This is a genomic window from Saccharibacillus sacchari (assembly GCF_037722395.1).
GTDB lineage: Bacteria > Bacillota > Bacilli > Paenibacillales > Paenibacillaceae > Saccharibacillus > Saccharibacillus sacchari_A.
This window is the reverse complement of record NZ_JBBKAR010000022.1, coordinates 16,603-34,615: the sequence shown is the minus strand read 5'-3', so window position 1 is coordinate 34,615 and position 18,013 is coordinate 16,603. Positions and strand designations below refer to the sequence as shown.

11 protein-coding genes are annotated in these 18,013 nt (G+C 54.2%); 9 read left to right on the top strand and 2 right to left on the bottom strand.

Annotation, left to right across the window (positions count from 1 at the left end; genetic code table 11):
* The first annotated feature begins 474 nt into the window (after positions 1 to 474).
* The 6 genes from ftsE (at position 475) to WKI47_RS06735 (ending at position 8,660) form a co-directional block, all read left to right on the top strand.
* Positions 475 to 1,161: a cell division ATP-binding protein FtsE gene (ftsE, locus tag WKI47_RS06760; protein ID WP_340226415.1), complete on the top strand. Its 687-nt coding sequence runs from the start codon at positions 475 to 477 to the stop codon at positions 1,159 to 1,161.
* Entirely contained in the window at positions 1,151 to 2,059 is a 909-nt protein-coding gene (gene ftsX / locus WKI47_RS06755) for a permease-like cell division protein FtsX (RefSeq protein WP_340226414.1), read from the top strand. The genes ftsE and ftsX overlap by 11 nt, the downstream gene beginning before the upstream one ends.
* A 52-nt stretch (positions 2,060 to 2,111) precedes the next feature.
* Complete coding sequence (locus tag WKI47_RS06750) at positions 2,112 to 3,497, top strand: peptidoglycan DD-metalloendopeptidase family protein (RefSeq protein ID WP_340226413.1); 1,386 nt, start codon at positions 2,112 to 2,114, stop codon at positions 3,495 to 3,497.
* A gap of 154 nt (positions 3,498 to 3,651) precedes the next feature.
* The gene (locus tag WKI47_RS06745) at positions 3,652 to 5,103 is read left to right on the top strand and encodes a S41 family peptidase (RefSeq protein WP_340226412.1); all 1,452 of its coding nucleotides are present in this window, start codon (positions 3,652 to 3,654) and stop codon (positions 5,101 to 5,103) included.
* 69 nt (positions 5,104 to 5,172) lie between these two features.
* Positions 5,173 to 6,540: a PDZ domain-containing protein gene (locus WKI47_RS06740; RefSeq protein WP_340226411.1), complete on the top strand. Its 1,368-nt coding sequence runs from the start codon at positions 5,173 to 5,175 to the stop codon at positions 6,538 to 6,540.
* A gap of 284 nt (positions 6,541 to 6,824) precedes the next feature.
* Positions 6,825 to 8,660, top strand: coding sequence for a methyl-accepting chemotaxis protein (locus WKI47_RS06735; RefSeq protein WP_340226410.1), 1,836 nt, complete (start codon positions 6,825 to 6,827; stop codon positions 8,658 to 8,660).
* 192 nt (positions 8,661 to 8,852) lie between these two features.
* Here the strand turns inward: WKI47_RS06735 and WKI47_RS06730 are convergent, their stop codons facing one another.
* Both WKI47_RS06730 and WKI47_RS06725 read right to left on the bottom strand, forming a co-directional pair.
* Positions 8,853 to 9,689, bottom strand: coding sequence for a flagellar motor protein MotB (locus WKI47_RS06730; protein ID WP_340226409.1), 837 nt, complete (start codon positions 9,687 to 9,689; stop codon positions 8,853 to 8,855).
* Positions 9,686 to 10,465 (bottom strand): flagellar motor protein, encoded by a 780-nt coding sequence (locus WKI47_RS06725; protein ID WP_340226408.1) that lies wholly within the window; start codon positions 10,463 to 10,465, stop codon positions 9,686 to 9,688. The genes WKI47_RS06730 and WKI47_RS06725 overlap by 4 nt, the downstream gene beginning before the upstream one ends.
* 507 nt (positions 10,466 to 10,972) lie before the next feature.
* On the opposite strand from WKI47_RS06725, the gene uvrB reads away from it, so the two are divergent.
* The 3 genes from uvrB (at position 10,973) to WKI47_RS06710 (ending at position 17,976) form a co-directional block, all read left to right on the top strand.
* Positions 10,973 to 12,964 carry an excinuclease ABC subunit UvrB gene (gene uvrB, locus WKI47_RS06720; protein ID WP_340226407.1) on the top strand — a complete coding sequence of 664 codons (1,992 nt, stop codon included), beginning with the start codon at positions 10,973 to 10,975 and terminating at the stop codon, positions 12,962 to 12,964.
* A gap of 670 nt (positions 12,965 to 13,634) precedes the next feature.
* Positions 13,635 to 16,511, top strand: a complete 2,877-nt coding sequence (uvrA, locus tag WKI47_RS06715) for an excinuclease ABC subunit UvrA (protein WP_340226406.1) — start codon at positions 13,635 to 13,637, stop codon at positions 16,509 to 16,511.
* Between the two features lie 418 nt (positions 16,512 to 16,929).
* On the top strand, positions 16,930 to 17,976 hold the full coding sequence (locus WKI47_RS06710) for a S1C family serine protease (protein ID WP_340226405.1): 1,047 nt from the start codon (positions 16,930 to 16,932) through the stop codon (positions 17,974 to 17,976).
* The last annotated feature ends 37 nt before the right edge of the window (positions 17,977 to 18,013 follow it).

Below are 18,013 nucleotides of genomic sequence, written 5' to 3'. Positions count from 1 at the left end.
CGTATTATTCGTATCGGATATTCATGTTTCTAACGGTTATGAACCGAATAGAGTATAGGCCGGGGTAGCACCCCGTAAGCTTCGGAGCCGCTTGCTAGCGTGCCCGGAGCTTTTTTGCAAGAGGGCGGAATGAGAAAAACCTCCCCCTTGGCCCTACGCATGATGAGAAATCCGGGTCTCTACTCACGGAGTAACAAATTTGTTACAATGAATACATAGAGAAGAGCTTAGGCGTCCGGTACCTTGTCAACGCTAAAGGTAAGGTTATGCCCACCTGAAACGTACCTAAAGCGTGTACGTTTCAGGCGAACATAATCCTCTGATTAAGAATTGACAAGGTATTAGGCCGATTGACCAACGAAGGCCGGACGTGAATATAGATAACCGCGACATGCAGGCGGTACTGGAGAACGACAGGTGTGCGGGGGACGCAAAAACACCTGGCTGCAAAATCAAAAACCGGGAAGTGATACTGTGATCGATATGCAGGATGTGTGGAAGACATATCCGAACGGAACCCATGCACTCAAAGGGGTTACGGTCCAGATCGACCGTAGCGAGTTCGTATACGTCGTTGGCCCGTCGGGTGCGGGCAAGTCGACGTTTATGAAGCTGATGTATAGAGAAGAGGTTCCGACGAAGGGGCAGATTTCCGTTAACGGATTTAACCTTGGCAAGCTCAAGCAGCGCAACATTCCGCTGCTTCGCCGCAATATCGGGGTCATTTTCCAGGATTACCGGCTGTTGCCGAAACTCACCGCTTACGAGAACGTGGCTTTCGCCATGGAAGTTATCGAAGCGCCGAGAAAGCTGATGAAGAAGCGCGTCATGGAAGTGCTCGACCTGGTCGGGTTGAAGAATAAAGCGAACCGCGAGCCGCAGCATCTGTCGGGCGGCGAGCAGCAGCGGGTCGCGATCGCGCGGGCGATCGTGAACAATCCATCGGTAATCGTGGCGGACGAGCCGACCGGGAATCTTGATCCGGAGACGTCCTGGGGCATCATGCAGTTGCTGGACGAGATTAACTTCCGGGGAACGACCATCGTCATGGCTACGCACAACAAAGAGATCGTGAACACGATGCGCAAGCGCGTGCTCGCGATCGAAGACGGACAAGTCGTTCGCGACCAGCTGAGGGGAGAATACGGTTATGAATTTTAACACCCTTCTGCGGCACTTTCGCGAAGGCACGAAAAACGTATTCCGCAACGGCTGGATGTCGATCGCTTCGATCATGTCCATTGTCGTGTCGCTCTCGCTGCTCGGAGTCGCTTTGCTGCTGGTGCTGAACCTGGATCGCGCGGCGGACGAGGTCGACAAGCAAATCGAGATCAGCGTATACCTGAATCTGGAGATCGACCAGGCAGGTCGCGACACGGTTGAGCAAGAAATTCGCAGCATGCCGGAAGTCGAGGAGGTCAGCTTCGTTTCAAAAGAAGAAGGTCTTGAAACGATGCGCGAGACACTGGGCGATGCCATGGTCAAAGGATACGAGGAGACCGGTACGAATCCTCTGCCCGATATGTTCAAAGTGCAGGTGATCGAAGCGACAACCGTGCCGTTCGTAGCGGACAAGATATCGGCGCTGAACGGCGCTGATCCCAATGGTCCCATTTATGAAGTCGATTACGGAAAAGGCACGGCTGAACGGCTGTTCCAGTGGACGCAGACCATTCGCGTAGTGGGCGTGGTGCTGGTACTGGCTTTGGGTGTCATGGCCATGTTCCTGATTGCCAATACGATCAAGATTACGATTATCGCCCGCCGCAGAGAGATTGCGATCATGAAGCTGGTGGGTGCAACGAACCGCTTTATCCGCTGGCCTTTCTTCATTGAAGGGGTACTGATCGGCATGACGGGCTCTGCGATCACGCTGGGCATTCTGCTCTACGGTTACTTTAGAATTGAACTGGCCGCATCCGGTTGGACTTCGGCGCTGTTTACACTGATTCCGCTAAGCGAGGTTTCGCTCTGGTTTAGCATTTTGATTCTTGGACTCGGGTTCCTGATCGGAGCTTGGGGAAGTACCATTTCGATCCGTAAATTCTTGAAGGTCTGACGTCGGAATAGAGGCTCAACAACAATCCGAAATAAAGGATGGGGAATCCGCTTTGAAAAAAACAGCTTCGGTATTGGCCGGTGTTTTGTTGGCCGCATTGATCGTCCAGCCTGCCAATCTCTACGCTTCGGGCGCAACTGAAAAAATCGATCGCCAGCTTGAAGAGTTGCAGCAAAAAGAGCAGGACGCGCAGGCCCAGAAGGACGCGGCGGATGCCGATAAGCAAAAAGCCGAGCACGGCAAAAACAAAACGACAGAATATCTGGAGCAGGTTCTCGCGAATATCGAAGCCGTCGGCAACAAGCTGACCCAGGTGACCGTAGAGCTGGCAGATACGGAAGCTGCGCTGGAGAAAACGGAGCAAGAACTCGAACAAGCCAAAAAGCGCATCGCCGAACGCGAAGGGTTTCTCGATACGCGGGTTCGCCTGATGTATACCGACGGTGCGGTTTCTTATCTGGATGTATTGATGGCTTCGGCCGATTTTAGCGACTTCCTGAGCCGCGCAGATTCGATCAAGCGTATTATCGGGCAGGACAACAACGTGCTGGAAGAGCAAAAGCGCGATCAGGAGATCGTCATCGAAAAGCAGGCCGATCTGGAAACGCAGCATGCCAAGCAGAAGACGCTGCTAGCCCAAGTCGAAGCCCACAAAAAAGATCTCGACGCCAAAGAGCAGGAAAAGCGCGAGCTGATCGCCCAATACGAAGTGGATATCGAAGAAGCGGGCGAGATTAGCGAAGAACAAGATGCCATGCTGATCGAATTCGCGACGAAACGTTCCGATCTGGAGCGCGAGAAGCGCGAAATCGAAGAAGCTCAGCGCCGGGCAGCGGCCGAAGAAGCTTTGCGCGTCGCGCAAGAGAAAGCCCGTCAAGCGGCCGCCGCGAAAAAAGCCGAGGAACAACGGATCGCGGAAGAAGAAGCGGCCCGTGCCGCAGCGGCGATTCAAGCTCCCGCGACCAGCGACTACTCGTACAGCAGCGGCGATTCGTCTTCGCCGGATTCGTCTTCCGACTCCGGTTCAACGTCTTCCAACAGCGGTTCGATGCTGACGCCGGTGGATAGTTTCCGTATGTCGTCGGGCTTCGGCACTCGCGTGCATCCTATCACCGGTAAAGTCAAAAAGCATACCGGCGTCGATATGGCAGCGCCGCAAGGCACGGACATTCATGCCGCGGAAGGCGGCGTTGTAACGGTTGCCCAATGGTGGAACGGTTACGGAAACACGGTAGTCATCGACCACGGCAACGGAGTGTGGACGCTGTACGGTCATATCCGCGACGGAGGCATTGCGGTGTCGTCCGGACAAACGGTATCGCGCGGACAAAAAATCGCCGAAGTCGGCTCAACAGGGAACTCGACCGGACCTCACTTGCACTTCGAAGTGCGCATCAATGGCGAGCCAGTCAACCCGGTTCCTTATCTGGGCTGGTAAACCCGGTCATACAAGGCCAGGATCGACCTCATTTGCTTCCCGCCCGGTACGTTTACGGGCGGGTCTTGCGTTTGACGGAAGCTTCGGCCACAATAGGGAAAACGATATTACCATTTGAAGATAGTTTGAGGAGACTTCCAAGGAGGCTTGCACCATGGTAAAAAAACGGACAGCGATTCTGTTGGTCATCTTGGCCATGATCATCGGAGGGGGAGCGGTGCTGGCCTTGACGAATTATCCGATCTTCGCGAGCAGCGGGGCCAGTGCCAGTACAGGGCTGAGCCAGGATGATATGAATAAGCTGAATACGGCGGTCAAGCTGATCGAAGACGGTTATTATAAGGAAGTCGATCACGAGACGTTGGTGACGGGCGCCATCAACGGCATCGTAGGTTCGTTGGATGACCCTTACTCCTCGTATATGGCAGCTGAGCAGGCGAGCGAGTTCAATGAATCGATCGAAGGCTCGTTTACGGGAATCGGCGCGGAAGTCGAGCTAAAGAACGAACAGGTAACCGTCGTTTCTCCGATCAAGGGTTCGCCAGCGGAGAAAGCAGGCATTCAAGCGAAAGACGTTCTGCTTTCCGTAGACGACGAATCGCTGGCGGGTCTTGACCTGCAAACAGCCGTATCCAAGATTCGCGGGCCGAAAGGCAGCAAAGTCACCATCATGGTCAAACGCGAAGGCACGACCGATCCGATCAAATTCGAGCTGACACGTGACGACATCAAGCTGGAGACCGTCAACGCCCATATGGAAGAAGGCGGAATCGGTGTCATCGAAGTGACTCAATTCTCGGCGAATACAGGTGACCGTTTCAAGGAAGAATTGACCAAACTGGAGAAACAGAAGATGAAGGGTCTGGTTATCGACCTGCGCAGCAATCCGGGCGGCCTGCTTAACGTCGTCGTGGATATGGCGGAAGAGTTTGTGCCGAAAGGCAGTATCATCGTGCAGGAAGAACAGCGCGGCGGGGCCCGTCAGACCGTCCGTTCGTCAGGCGTGGCTTCGGAGAAAGCTTATCCCGTAACGGTGTTAATCAACGGCGGCAGCGCCAGCGCTTCCGAGATCATGGCGGGGGCACTGAAAGAATCGGCAGGAGCGAAGCTTCTTGGCGAAAATTCCTTCGGTAAAGGCACCGTGCAAACGAGTATTCCGGATCGTCTTGGCGACGGTACGCTGCTCAAGATCACGATCGCCAAATGGCTAACGCCGGATGCCGAATGGATTCACGAAAAAGGCATCAAGCCAGACGAAAAAGTTAGCCAGCCGGATTACTTCACGGTAGCGCCGATCGACAAAGACCAGACCTTGAAGTACAACATGAATAATGACAGCGTGAAAAGCGCGCAGATCATGTTGAGCGGACTGGGCTATGACACGAAGCGCAAAGACGGTTACTTCGATGCGGAGACCAAGAAACAGGTTCAAGCTTTCCAAACAGCGAAAAAGCTGACGGTGAGCGGATTTGTAGATGAAAAGACCGCTCTTGCGCTGGAAACGGCCATTCTTGAAAAAATTGCCGATCCGGCCAACGATACTCAGTTGAATAAAGCGATTCAGGAACTCAAGCAGGAAACGCTCGCTCCGGCGTCGAACTCCTGACATAGCGTTTTGAACGGGAGAAGGCGCAAGCCTTCTCTTTTTATTTAGCGGGACGAAAAGGAGACACCGATGAACGAATATGTGGAAATCATCCTGTCGGCACTGCTGGAACTTGTCATTCAGCCTTTTTATTGGGCGGGACTGTTGATCCTGCTGTTGTATTATCGTCGTCAGGGCATTTTGGAGCGGAAGCTTTTTCATATCCGGCTGCATGGGTACGGTGTTCCTGCCATGCGGGCGCTGCTTGGTGGATTATGTGCAGGTGTAGCCGTTTCGTTAGTGATGGCAGGCATCGGCTTTACGCTGACTCCTGTTGGAGCCGCCGTAGTATGGGTGACTGCGCTGGTTCTACTGATCTTCCGTATTCGCTTTGCCAACTTCATTTATGCGGTAGGCGTACTTGGCGTCTTGCAATTTGTGCTGAGCTTCATTCCCGGGCTGCCCGATGAAGGCGTTGCCGGTACGATATTCGGAGCGATTGCGGATTTGAATATCGCGGCGTTATTGGTTCTCGCGGCATTGCTGCATTTGGCGGAAAGCGGTCTGATCGCCTGGCAGGGGAAAGACTTTGCTTTGCCAACGTACATACCGGGGAAAAGGGGACGTCCGGTCGGAGCCTACGTTTTGCGTATGCTCTGGTTGGTTCCGACCTTACTGCTTGTGCCCGCCGAAAACGGTCCGATCTCCCTGCCATGGGCGCCTCCTTTACTTGCAGGTCTGGGACTACCGGAAGCCACGGGATATATGCTGTTGGCGCTGCCGGTCATGATCGGAATGCCGGAAGTGACATGGACGTTGCTGCCGGAGCGTAAGGCTGCGCGTGCTGCACGCCGTGGGCTGATGTTCGGAGCGGCACTGTTGGTATTGGCGCTGGGGGCCGTATTCTGGTCGCCGATGACCGTGCTGGTGGGGATTGCGGGTATCGCTTTGCGTGAAGCCTTGATTCGCGACAGCCTGCGTGAAGAGGACGGACAATCCGCGATGTATGCCCATTCCGGCCGCGGACTTCGCATTCTGGCTGTTCAACCGGGAAGTCCTGCCGAGGATATGGGGATTTTGCCAGGTGAGACGTTACTGAAAGTAAATGGCAGTCTGGTTGCCACCGCTCAACAGATGCACGAGTCGCTAAGAGTGAACTCGGCATTCTGTAAGCTGGAAGTACAGAATCGCAGCGGGGAAAGCAAATTTTTACAACGCCCGATCTATGATGGCGACCATCATCAGCTTGGATTCATTTTTGCGCCGGATGATGTTTCGGTATCGGAAAAGCCTGCCCATCCGTTGTCTTTGCCCGGCTTATGGAATACTCGGATTGAACCAGGACGTTTTTTGCCCGAACCCGAGTCCGAGCCGCCGTTGATCGAGGTATCGAAAGCCGTTGAATCGCAAGAAACAGTCGGCCATGCCCAAGCATCCGATATAGCCAAAACCGAGTAGATCTGTTTTATCGCAAGGTAGCCTGGGAAAAGGAAAGGGTTGTCGTTTTGCCGAGAGTTCGGCACTGCGACAACCCTTTTTGATACGCTGAAAAAAGAGGAATCTGACATCATCCTTTCGGCCTATGTTCGACTTCCCGTTATGAAGGCGCTTACGTCAAAAATGTTTGAAAAATAGGTGCTTTCTTCATAAAATTCTTGCACAGATTTTACGGGAAGCTGATAAAATAAAGAAACCCTAGCGGGATAAGGACTTTCAGACTAGCCGAGGAGGCGATGGACCACATGAGGAATCTCAAAGTCAAAACCAAGATTTTATTGCTGACTCTGCTGTCGGGAGTGATGCTGCTGGTGATCGGTTACGCCGGATTTTCAACGATGAAGCAGATGGCCGAAGCGTCGGAAAATATGTACCAGAACAACTTGAGGTCGCTCAATGCGATCGGGCAGGTCAGTTCGAACAACAGTGCGATCGAAGCTTATGTGATGGAGATGATGCTGAACTCCGATTACACGGCGAACCAAAATCTGTCGTTGAGTATCAGCGACCGAACGGCACGCAACGCGATGGCTTATTCCGAACTGGAAAAAATTTCGCTCAGCAGCGCTTCGAGAGCGTTGTACGAGGAATACAATACATTAATGCCGGACTATTTCAACGTGCGTTCGCGTATTGTGGATCTGGCGACGAGAAGCCAAAGCCAGGAAGCGTACGCGATGTTCCAATCCGAGCTTCAACCGATTCGCGAGCAGGTCAATCTGGTCGTGAACAAACTCAATTCGCAGTTGCTGCGCGAAGCGCAAAGCAATAACGCTTCCTCTCTCGACTTGGCGCAAAGCTCCACGATCCTGATCATCATCTGCATCGGAATAGGCATTCTTCTGATTGCCGGGTTCGGGCTGCTTATTTCGCGCCTCGTATCCAAGCCGTTGAGCGATATGCAGCGTATGATGCAGCGCGCGGAAAGCGGCGATCTCAGCGTGCAAGGAACGTATCTGTCGCGCGACGAGATCGGGCAGGTGACTCAATCCTTCAACCGTATGATCGACGGGCTGCGCGACATGATTCGTCGCGTGGACGAGAGTGCCGTGACGTTGTCGGCTTCTTCGCAGCAGCTTGCGGCAAGCGCGGAACAAACGACAGGCGCGGCGGGACATATCGCGACGTCCTCTTCGGAATTGTCCGCCGGATTCGAGACACAGGCCAAAACGGTAAGCAGCGTCAGCGGATTCGTGGACGAGATGGAGATCAATATGCAGCGTCTGGGCCGGAGCGGGGAAGAGATCGCAGGCTCGGTGCAGGCCGCCAATACGGCCGCCGAGTTGGGTAGCGAAGAAGTGCAAAAAACGCTCAGCCGCATAAACGAGATCGACACCAGTGTCGCGCATGCGCTCGACGTCGTGACCGGTTTGCGCCAGCGCTCCGAAGAGATCGGAGCCGCGGCGGTGTTGATCGATCAGGTTGCGCGTCAAACGAACCTGCTGTCGCTTAACGCTTCGATCGAAGCGGCGCGTGCCGGAGAAGCCGGACGCGGGTTCGCGGTCGTGGCGCAGGAAATCCGCAATCTGGCCGAAAGCTCGGCGAATTCCACGCGCACGATCAGCGATATTATCGCAGCGATCCGGGAAGAGTCGGAAGCGGCCGTCGTCTCGCTGAACGAAGGCGCGGACCGCGCGAAACTCGGCGTGGAAAGCGGCCGGGAAATCTCGGAAGTGTTCGGCCGGATTCGCAGGTCGGTCGCCGGAGTGCGTCAGGAGACGGGGGAAGCAGGCGAACTGATCGCCGTGCTGACAAGCCAAACGGCGAGAATCGCCGACGCGATGCGCGAAGTCAGTTCCATCGCCCAGCAAGGGGCGGCGGGGATCGAGGAAGTCAGCGCGGCAGGCGAAGAGCAGTTGTCGACGATGGAAGAAGTGCAAAGTTCCGCGCAATTTTTGTCGCAGTTGGCGGAAGAACTTCAACAAACATTGTCGCGTTTCACGTTGGAGAATCGTGATCAAGCGATTTCCGATGCCGGTGACGATTCCGTCGTTTCGGAAAATACGGAAGCTTCCGCCCAGGTCGAGCATGCGGAACAGAAGCCTGAACTTGACGGAAAAGACCTGAATCCAGTCGCTTAGATGTGAGTGGGAGGAGCGGATCGATCTAACGGATCGCAAAAGCGGTTTGAACGATTCGATCGCCTATACAACTTTCGTTGCCGGGTCGCATATCGAAAAGGACTGTTTTCTCGCCGGGAATCGGCTTGAAAACAGTCCTTTTTGATGCAGGTTGAGTGCGTTTGGCGTTCGGCGACGAATGTTCCGTTCATCTTAAGGCGTGGCCGCTTCATCCGACTGCAATTGTCGCAGCACGGTGATTTCAACGCGGCGATTTTGCTGGCGGCCTTGAGCGGTGGCGTTGTTGCCTACGGGCCGCGTATCCGCGTATCCGGCGTACTGGAATTGCGACGGCTTCAAGCCTCGCGCGTCAATGAAGTAACGAAGCACGGACAAAGCCCGGTCGCCGGACAGTTCCCAGTTATCGACATACCGTCCGCCCGTGATCGGTTGATTGTCCGTATGGCCTTCGATGCTGATCGTCGCGTCGACCGTGCCGAACAGACTGGACAACCGATCCAAGACGCCCGATGCGCCGCTTTTCAGATTGGCCCGGCCTACGTCGAACAAGAAGCGGTCACTGAGCGTGATCGAGATCCCCTGAGGTTTGTCGGCGACGAAAATCTGATCCTCCAGGCCGTTTTCCGCAATATACGAGTTGATCGTCTGAAGAAAGCCTGCGAGTTGCCGTTCCTGTTCCCGGAATTGCAGCTCGCGCTCGGTGGGTTGTTCCTCATCAGGTTCATCCGGTACAATCTCCGCTCCTTGATCGTCTCCGGCTTGCCCTTCATCGTCTCCCTCGCTACCGGGAAGCTGTTGACCGCTCTCGCCTGTAATCTTCGGACCTCCATCCAGAATGTTGGTTCCGGCTTGGAATGTCGTTTGCAAAGAGGAAGAGACGGCGGCGTATTTCTCCGCATCCACGGAACTCACCCCATACATGATGACAAAAAAGATCAGCAGCAGCGTCAGCAAGTCGGCGTACGTAATCAGCCAACGTTCCTGCTGGTGGGAAGGTCCTTCCTTTTTCGCGCGGCGGCGTCTGCTCATCGCTGATCCGCCCCGACCGGTTTTTCATCCTTATAATCGTCCAGATACGTCGCCAACTTTTTGCGGACCAAATTCGGATTTTCGGCGTTCTGAACAGCAAGCAGGCCTTCCAGCATCATCTCCATCACTTGGACCTCCTCTTCTCCGCGTGCGCGGATCTTGGATGCGATCGGCAGGAAAATCAGGTTGGCGCTGGCTACTCCATACAGGGTTGCGATAAAAGCGACCGCGATGGAAGAACCGAGATTAGCGGGTTCCGCCAGGCTGCCGAGTACGCGGATCAGACCCATTACGGTTCCGATGATCCCCATCGTAGGAGCGTAACCGCCTGCGGATTCGAAAATTTTGGCGTACCCGTCGAACCGTTCCTGCCTTTTGTCGATCTCCAGTTCGAGAATGCGCCGGATAAGCGGTTGATCGCCTCCGTCCACGATCAGACCGAGACCTTCGCGCATAAACGGATTCTCATGGCTTTCCGCCGTTTTCTCCAACGCAAGCATGCCCGTACGGCGCGCGGTATAGGCCATATCCGCCAGATCGTCGATCAATTGCTCGGCGTTCATGGATTGCGGGAAAAAGGCCAACTTCAGCGCTTCGGGCAAGGTGCGGAGTCTTTTCCACGGAAAGCTGATCGCGACAGCCGCTGCCGTTCCGCCGAACACGATCAATGCGGCAGCGCCTTGCAGCAGGCCGCCGGCTTGTCCGCCTTCCAATAAAAAACCTCCGATCAGCGCGGCAAAACCGACAATGATTCCGATAATCGTAGTGATATCCATGCGTTCGTTCCTCTCTGCGGCAAAAGCTTGAAATAAGTGTTGCAAGGGTCTAGTTCATTTTCATAAATAATTGCATCGGTTAGAGAAAAAGAGTATACTTAACGGGAACACGCATTCTTATTGCGGAAGGTTTGAACGGGCGAAGAGCGAATCCTTTTCGTCGATTTAAGGCGTCTTTTTCCTTAAAGTTCAGAGTACTTTGTCAACGATAACCCGCCTCGGTTTTGCGTGTCGGCAGGCTTTCTTCCCGGGTGCGATCCACCTCGTAAAAGCATTGCCGTTTTTTTTGCGAATCCCGAAAAAGGGTGCAAAAAGCCCGTGGAATAGGCATTTTCGCGACTTTGGAGTACGGTGAAGGCTTTGATGCTTCGTTCTCCGCGCGAAAAAGTGGTTATGTACAATATAAAGCATCCCGACGGCGTGTCAAACGAAAGCGATACGTCGGTTTTTTTCGTATTCTCTGCTACAAATACTATCACTTCAAATGATGAGGGTGAAATAGGGCCAATGAGCGATATTGTAATCAGTAATAAGGCGTTCGAGATTGTCTCGGAATTTTCGCCTCAGGGTGACCAGCCAAAAGCGATCGAGCAGTTGGTTGAAGGCGTACAAGCAGGCAAAAAGCATCAGACGCTGCTTGGCGCGACCGGTACCGGCAAGACGTTTACGATTGCGCAAACCATTTCCAAGCTCAATCGTCCGACGCTCGTCATTGCCCATAACAAAACACTGGCAGCGCAGCTTGCGAGCGAGTTCAAAGAATTCCTGCCGAACAACTCTGTCGACTACTTTGTCAGCTACTATGATTATTTCCAACCGGAAGCGTACGTCCCTTCTTCGGACACGTACATCGAAAAGGATTCCAGTATCAACGAAGAAATCGACCGGCTGCGCCACTCCGCGACGAGTTCGTTATTTGAACGTCGCGACGTGGTGATCGTGGCGAGCGTATCCTGCATTTACGGTCTCGGTTCCCCGGAAGAATACGGCAACCTGCTGCTTTCGTTGCGCGTAGGGATGGAAAAGTCGCGTCAGGATATTTTATCGCGTCTGGTCGATATTCAATACCAACGCAACGATATCAACTTCGTTCGGGGTACGTTCCGCGTGCGCGGCGATGTGGTCGAGATTTTCCCGGCTTCGCGCGAAGAGCATGCGGTACGCATTGAGTTGTTCGGCGACGAGATCGAGCGGATCAGCGAGATCAATGTGCTGACCGGCGAGATTACGGGCGAGCGCGACCATATCGCGATCTTCCCGGCTTCTCACTTTGTCACCCGCGAGGAAAAAATGCGCGTGGCCATTACGAACATCGAGCGGGAGTTGGAAGAACGTCTCGCAGTGTTCAAGGAACAAGGCAAGTTGCTGGAAGCGCAGCGCTTGGAGCAGCGTACGCGCTACGATATCGAGATGATGAAGGAAGTCGGCTTCTGCTCCGGTATCGAGAACTATTCGGGACCGTTGACCTTCCGCGAGCGCGGAGCCACGCCGTACACGCTCATGGATTACTTCCCGGACGATCTGCTGATCGTGATCGACGAGTCGCACGTGACGCTTCCGCAAATCCGGGCGATGTACAACGGCGACCAGGCGCGTAAAAACGTGCTCGTCGATTACGGCTTCCGTCTCCCTTCGGCTTTGGACAACCGTCCGCTGAAGTTCGAGGAGTTCGAAGACAAAGCGAACCAGCTCATCTATGTCTCCGCAACGCCGGGGCCTTACGAGATGGAGCATTGCAACACGATGGTCGAACAGATCATCCGGCCGACAGGTCTGCTTGATCCGATCATCGATGTCCGCAAGACGGAAGGACAGATCGACGACCTGATCGGCGAGATCCGAGACCGGATCGAGAAGGACGAGCGCGTACTGGTGACCACGCTGACCAAGAAGATGTCCGAAGACCTGACCGATTATCTCAAGGAAGTCGGCATCAAGGTTCGCTATCTGCACTCGGATATCAAAACGCTGGAACGTATCGCCATTTTGCGTGACCTGCGTCTTGGCGTCTTCCATGTTCTCGTCGGCATCAACTTGCTGCGGGAAGGTCTCGACTTGCCGGAAGTGTCGCTCGTGACCATTCTGGATGCGGACAAAGAAGGCTTCCTGCGCTCCGAGCGCTCGCTGATCCAGACCATCGGCCGCGCCGCGCGGAACTCTGACGGTCGCGTCATCCTATATGCTGACAAGATCACCGATTCGATGGACAAGGCGATGAAAGAAACCGAGCGCCGCCGCGAGATTCAGATCGCGTACAACGAGCAGCACGGCATCACGCCGCAAACGATCAAGAAAAAGGTCCGCGACGTGATCGAAGCCACGAAGGCCGCCGACGCAAGTTCCGACTTCCTGACAGGCGCGGAAGGCAAGATGACGAAGAAAGAACGCGAGAAGATGGCGATGCGGATCGAGAAAGAAATGAAAGAAGCGGCCAAAAATCTCAACTTCGAGCGGGCGGCCGAACTACGCGACGCGCTACTCGAGCTTCGCGCAGAGTAGCGGTCCGGAGCGCCGGTTGAGGGCGAAGTTTTTGGAAGGGGCAGGCTGCGGGAGGAATTGGTTCAAGCCGCTGTCTCACCCGGAAAGCCTGATTGGAACTTTAGAGGAAGCTTTCCGAGTTCAAAGGCGTCTTTCACTCAATCCCTCCCTCCGCCCGCCGCTCCGCGACGAAAAGGATCTTCTGAAACAGCTGGACCAACGCTGACGCTAGTAGCTTGACCAAGTTAAATATAAGGTTACGCCCACCTGAAACGCACCTAAAGCGTGTGCGTTTCAGCCGAACGTAAACCTATGATTAAGGTTGGTCAAACTACTCTATCAAGTGCTTTTAAATAAAAAACGAAATCCCTACAAAAAGAAAGACCCAAAACGACTTCCTACAAAAAAAGACCTGCGGCGACCTTGGGCGTACGGCGGGTAGGAGCGGAGGGGGAGGTGGGTTCCTGAAGAAGCGAAGCGCTCGCCTTTGAATTCGGATTTTCACCTTATAAAGTCAAATGAAAAAATCCGAATTCGACACGCGATCGTAAGGAACCCACCGGACCCGTAGCGTCTCCAACGCACGAACCCCACCGATCCCCGTCGCAGAAGTCTTTTCCTAATAGAAAGTCATGCCAATAAAACAGATGATTAAGAGTTGACAAGTTAATAGATGTGGAGGTTGAGGCCGGTGGCAAGCGAAAATATCGTAATCAAAGGTGCCAGAGCACACAACTTGAAAAACATCGACGTCACGATCCCGCGAGATCGTTTCGTCGTCCTGACGGGCCTTAGCGGCTCGGGTAAGTCCTCGCTTGCGTTTGATACCATCTACGCCGAGGGGCAGCGCCGTTATGTCGAGTCTTTATCGGCGTACGCGCGTCAGTTCCTGGGTCAGATGGAAAAGCCGGATGTCGATTCGATCGACGGGTTATCGCCGGCAATCTCGATTGACCAGAAAACAACAAGCCGCAACCCGCGTTCGACGGTAGGTACGGTTACGGAGATTTACGACTATCTGCGTTTGCTGTTTGCCCGGATCGGCAAGCCGCATTGCCCGGATCATGGCGTAGAGATCACGTCGCAAACGGTCGAGCAGATGGTGGACCGGATTATGCAGTTCCCGGAGAAGACGCGGCTGCAAATTCTGGCTCCGGTCATTTCCGGCAAAAAAGGCGAGCATAAAAGCTTGTTTACCGAAGTATCCAAGCAGGGCTTCGTCCGCGTCCGCGTCGACGGCGAGTTGCGCGATCTGGCGGAAAGCATCGAGCTGGAAAAAAACAAAAAGCATACGATCGAGGTCGTCGTCGACCGGATCGTGATCAAGGACGACGTGCAGACCCGGTTGGCGGACTCGATCGAAACGGCATTGAAGCTGTCGGGCGGCCAGCTTCTGGTCGATATTATCGGTCAGGAAGAACTTCGCTTCAGTTCCAACTTCGCTTGCCCAATCTGCGGATTCAGCATGGAAGAGCTTGCGCCGCGCATGTTCTCGTTCAACAGCCCGTTCGGCGCTTGCCCGGACTGCGACGGCCTCGGCGTCAAAATGGTCGTCGATCCCGAACTGCTGGTGCCGGACGAACGCAAGTCGATCGAAGAAGGCGCATTTACGGCATGGAGCGGCGGTTTGTCCAATTACTATCCGCAGTTCTTGGCCTCGATGTGCGAGCATTACGGAATTCCGACGAACGTTCCGGTATCGGAGCTGACGAATGATCAGAAAAACAAAATCCTGTACGGAACCGACGGTCAGAAGATCAAATTCCGTTACGAAGGCGATTTCGGTCGCAGCAAGGAAGTTACGGTTGCGTTCGAGGGCATCATTCCGAACCTGGAGCGCCGCTACCGCGACACTTCTTCGGACAGTATGCGCGAATATATCGAAGGCTTTATGGGCACCAAGCCTTGCGGTACTTGCAAAGGTCAGCGTCTGAAGCGCGAGATTCTGGCCGTTACCGTAGGTGGAGTCAATATCTCGCACGTTACGGATCTGTCGATCTCGAAAGCAACCGAATTCTTCAACGCGCTGGAACTGACGGAAAAAGAACGTTCGATCGCGAACCTGATTCTGAAAGAAGTATGCAGCCGCCTCGGATTCCTAGAAAACGTCGGCCTGACGTATCTGACGCTTAGCCGTGCGGCCGGAACGCTCTCGGGCGGCGAAGCGCAGCGCATTCGTCTGGCGACGCAAATCGGCTCCAGCCTGATGGGGGTCTTGTATATCCTGGACGAGCCGAGTATCGGTCTGCACCAGCGCGACAACGACCGATTGATCAAGACGCTGCTGCATATGCGCGATCTGGGCAACACGCTGATCGTGGTCGAGCATGACGAAGATACAATGATGGCTTGCGACTATATCATCGATATCGGTCCGGGCGCTGGCGTACACGGCGGTCAGGTTATCGCCGAAGGTACGCCGCAGGAAGTCATGGACAATCCGGACTCGTTGACCGGACAATACTTGAGCGGGCGCCGATTTATCGAGGTTCCGCTTGAGCGCCGCCAGCCGGGCGAGCGTTGGTTGGAGATTCGCGGCGCGAAAGAAAACAACCTGAACAATGTCAATGTCAAAATTCCGATCGGATTGTTCTCCGCGGTCACGGGCGTTTCCGGTTCCGGCAAATCGTCGCTCGTCAACGGCGTCCTGCACAAAGCGCTGGCGCGCGATCTCAATCGTGCTCGCGTGAAACCGGGCAAGCACAAAGAAATCCGCGGCCTGGAGCATATCGATAAAGTCGTCGACGTCGACCAATCGCCGATCGGCCGGACTCCGCGTTCGAATCCGGCGACGTATACCGGCGTATTCGATAATATTCGCGATCTGTTCGCTACGACGAACGAAGCGAAAGTACGCGGATACCAGAAGGGCCGCTTCAGCTTCAATACGAAAGGCGGCCGCTGCGAAGCGTGCAAAGGCGACGGCATTATCAAAATCGAGATGCACTTCCTGCCGGACATCTACGTCCCGTGCGAAGTCTGCAAAGGCAAACGGTACAACCGCGAAACGCTGGAAGTGAAATATAAAAACAAAAACATCGCGGACGTGCTGGAAATGACGATCGAAGACGCGGTCGAATTTTTCCAAAACGTACCGAAGATCAGCCGCAAGCTGCAAACGCTGCTGGACGTGGGTCTCGGCTATGTGAAAATGGGGCAACCGGCTACGACGCTTTCGGGCGGCGAAGCGCAGCGCGTGAAGCTGGCTTCCGAGCTGCACCGTCGCAGCACGGGCAAAACGATCTACATTCTCGACGAACCGACAACCGGCCTGCACGTCGACGATATCGACCGCCTGCTAAGCGTGCTGCATCGTCTGGTCGAGTCCGGCGATACGGTACTCGTAATCGAGCATAATCTGGACGTGATCAAGACGGCCGATTATTTGATCGATATGGGACCGGAAGGCGGAAGCGGCGGCGGCGACGTCGTGGCAACAGGTACGCCGGAAGAAGTAGCCAAGGTAAAAGGATCGTATACCGGTCATTATCTGGCTCCGGTTCTGGAACGGGATACGGAACGCACCCGCCGGGAGCTGCAATCCAACCCTCTGCCTTCGGGCGATTAATAGCAATACGAAGTCATTCAAACAAAAAAGCGGCTGCTTGGCCTAGTACAGAGTACTGGCGGCCGCTTTCTACATATAAGACGATAGGTTCGACATTTTTTCGGAAGTTATACATAGAACGTTTATCGGGCTTAGTGAACGGTGTAAAAGGTTAATAAGGAAATTTTTAAAAAATGAACGTACCCCCAAATCCACTTTCGTCGAGATTTGAATATATGCTCCAGCGGGATTAGAAGCGCCTCTTACATGAAGGATTAAGAAGGCCTTCTTTTTTTGATTGGAATGGAATAAAATGGATTGCATATAGGCCAAGCGACTGCAAGCCGTTGTTCCCTGGCGGCTAGCTGACTAAATGTGTTAAGGTTGGATGGATTGTGCCGGATTTCCGGACATGCGAAGAAAGAGGGTTGTCGACGGGATGAGAAAAAGGAGAACGAAAGTGGCTTGTCTGCTGCTGTCAGGAGCAATCGGAATCGGCGGTGTTGGCTTTTTGCCGCAAGCAGAAGCGAGCGCGGCGGCAAAATCGTCGGGAACGACCTCCTCGAAGACTGTACCTCAAATTATTGCACAGGTATCTCCTTCGGTCGTCGGGATCATCGGCGAAGTCTCTTCGGAGTACGTGGACGAATGGAGTGATTACGGGGGCAGCGAAGACGGATACGAATTGGCGCACGGTTCGGGCGTTATCATCCGCTCGAACGGCTGGATCGTGACGAATGCCCATGTGGTGGACGAGATGGAGAATATTCAGGTCGTTACATCGGAAGGGAAATCGTATAAGGTACGTGAAGTTTACAGCGATCCGGTGAGCGATATTGCTTTGATCCGTATCAATGTAACAGGCTTCAAACCCGTAAAATTCGTTTCCTCCAACGAAAAAACATTGGTGGGCGAGCAGGTGATCGCGATCGGAACGCCTGTATCGTTGTCGCTGCGAAATTCGGCCACGCTGGGCATCATCAGCGGTCTCAATCGCGCGGCTGGTGCGGAGTATCGACTGATTCAGACCGATGCGACCATCAATCCAGGCAATAGCGGCGGTCCTCTGGTCAATATGCGCGGCGAAATCGTCGGCATCAACTCCATGAAATTCGCAGCCGTAGATATTGATAATACAGGCTTCACCATTCCTGCTGGCACGGTACAATACATCGTCGACCAACTGTTCAAACAAGGAGAAGTGATTCGTGCAAGTCTGGGGCTTGGGCTCGAAGAAAGCTTCTCCGCCACGGTTGGCCTGCCTTCGGACGATCCGTTAACCGTAACTGAAGTGTTATCCGACGAAGCGGCTGCGGCCGGAGTCAAGGAAGGCGACGTTTTGTACAGCGTGGCCGGGCATCGCATTACGGCGCTTGTGGATCTGAACGAGCTGATGAAAACATACTCTCCAGGGCAGACGGTACGTGTGCTCATGCAATCCGGGGGAGACATCGTAGAGCGCAAAGTCGTTTTGACCAGCGAATAGACTCAAGCGAAGCAAGCCGGCAAGGCAGAGCGAAAAA

Coding starts and splice junctions, on each gene's coding strand:
- uvrB (WP_340226407.1), top strand. CDS start 10,973: ATGAGCGATATTGTAATCAGTAATAAGGCGTTCGAGATTGTCTCGGAA.
- WKI47_RS06735 (WP_340226410.1), top strand. CDS start 6,825: ATGAGGAATCTCAAAGTCAAAACCAAGATTTTATTGCTGACTCTGCTG.
- WKI47_RS06740 (WP_340226411.1), top strand. CDS start 5,173: ATGAACGAATATGTGGAAATCATCCTGTCGGCACTGCTGGAACTTGTC.
- ftsX (WP_340226414.1), top strand. CDS start 1,151: ATGAATTTTAACACCCTTCTGCGGCACTTTCGCGAAGGCACGAAAAAC.
- WKI47_RS06730 (WP_340226409.1), bottom strand. CDS start 9,689: ATGAGCAGACGCCGCCGCGCGAAAAAGGAAGGACCTTCCCACCAGCAG.
- WKI47_RS06745 (WP_340226412.1), top strand. CDS start 3,652: ATGGTAAAAAAACGGACAGCGATTCTGTTGGTCATCTTGGCCATGATC.
- WKI47_RS06710 (WP_340226405.1), top strand. CDS start 16,930: ATGAGAAAAAGGAGAACGAAAGTGGCTTGTCTGCTGCTGTCAGGAGCA.
- WKI47_RS06725 (WP_340226408.1), bottom strand. CDS start 10,465: ATGGATATCACTACGATTATCGGAATCATTGTCGGTTTTGCCGCGCTG.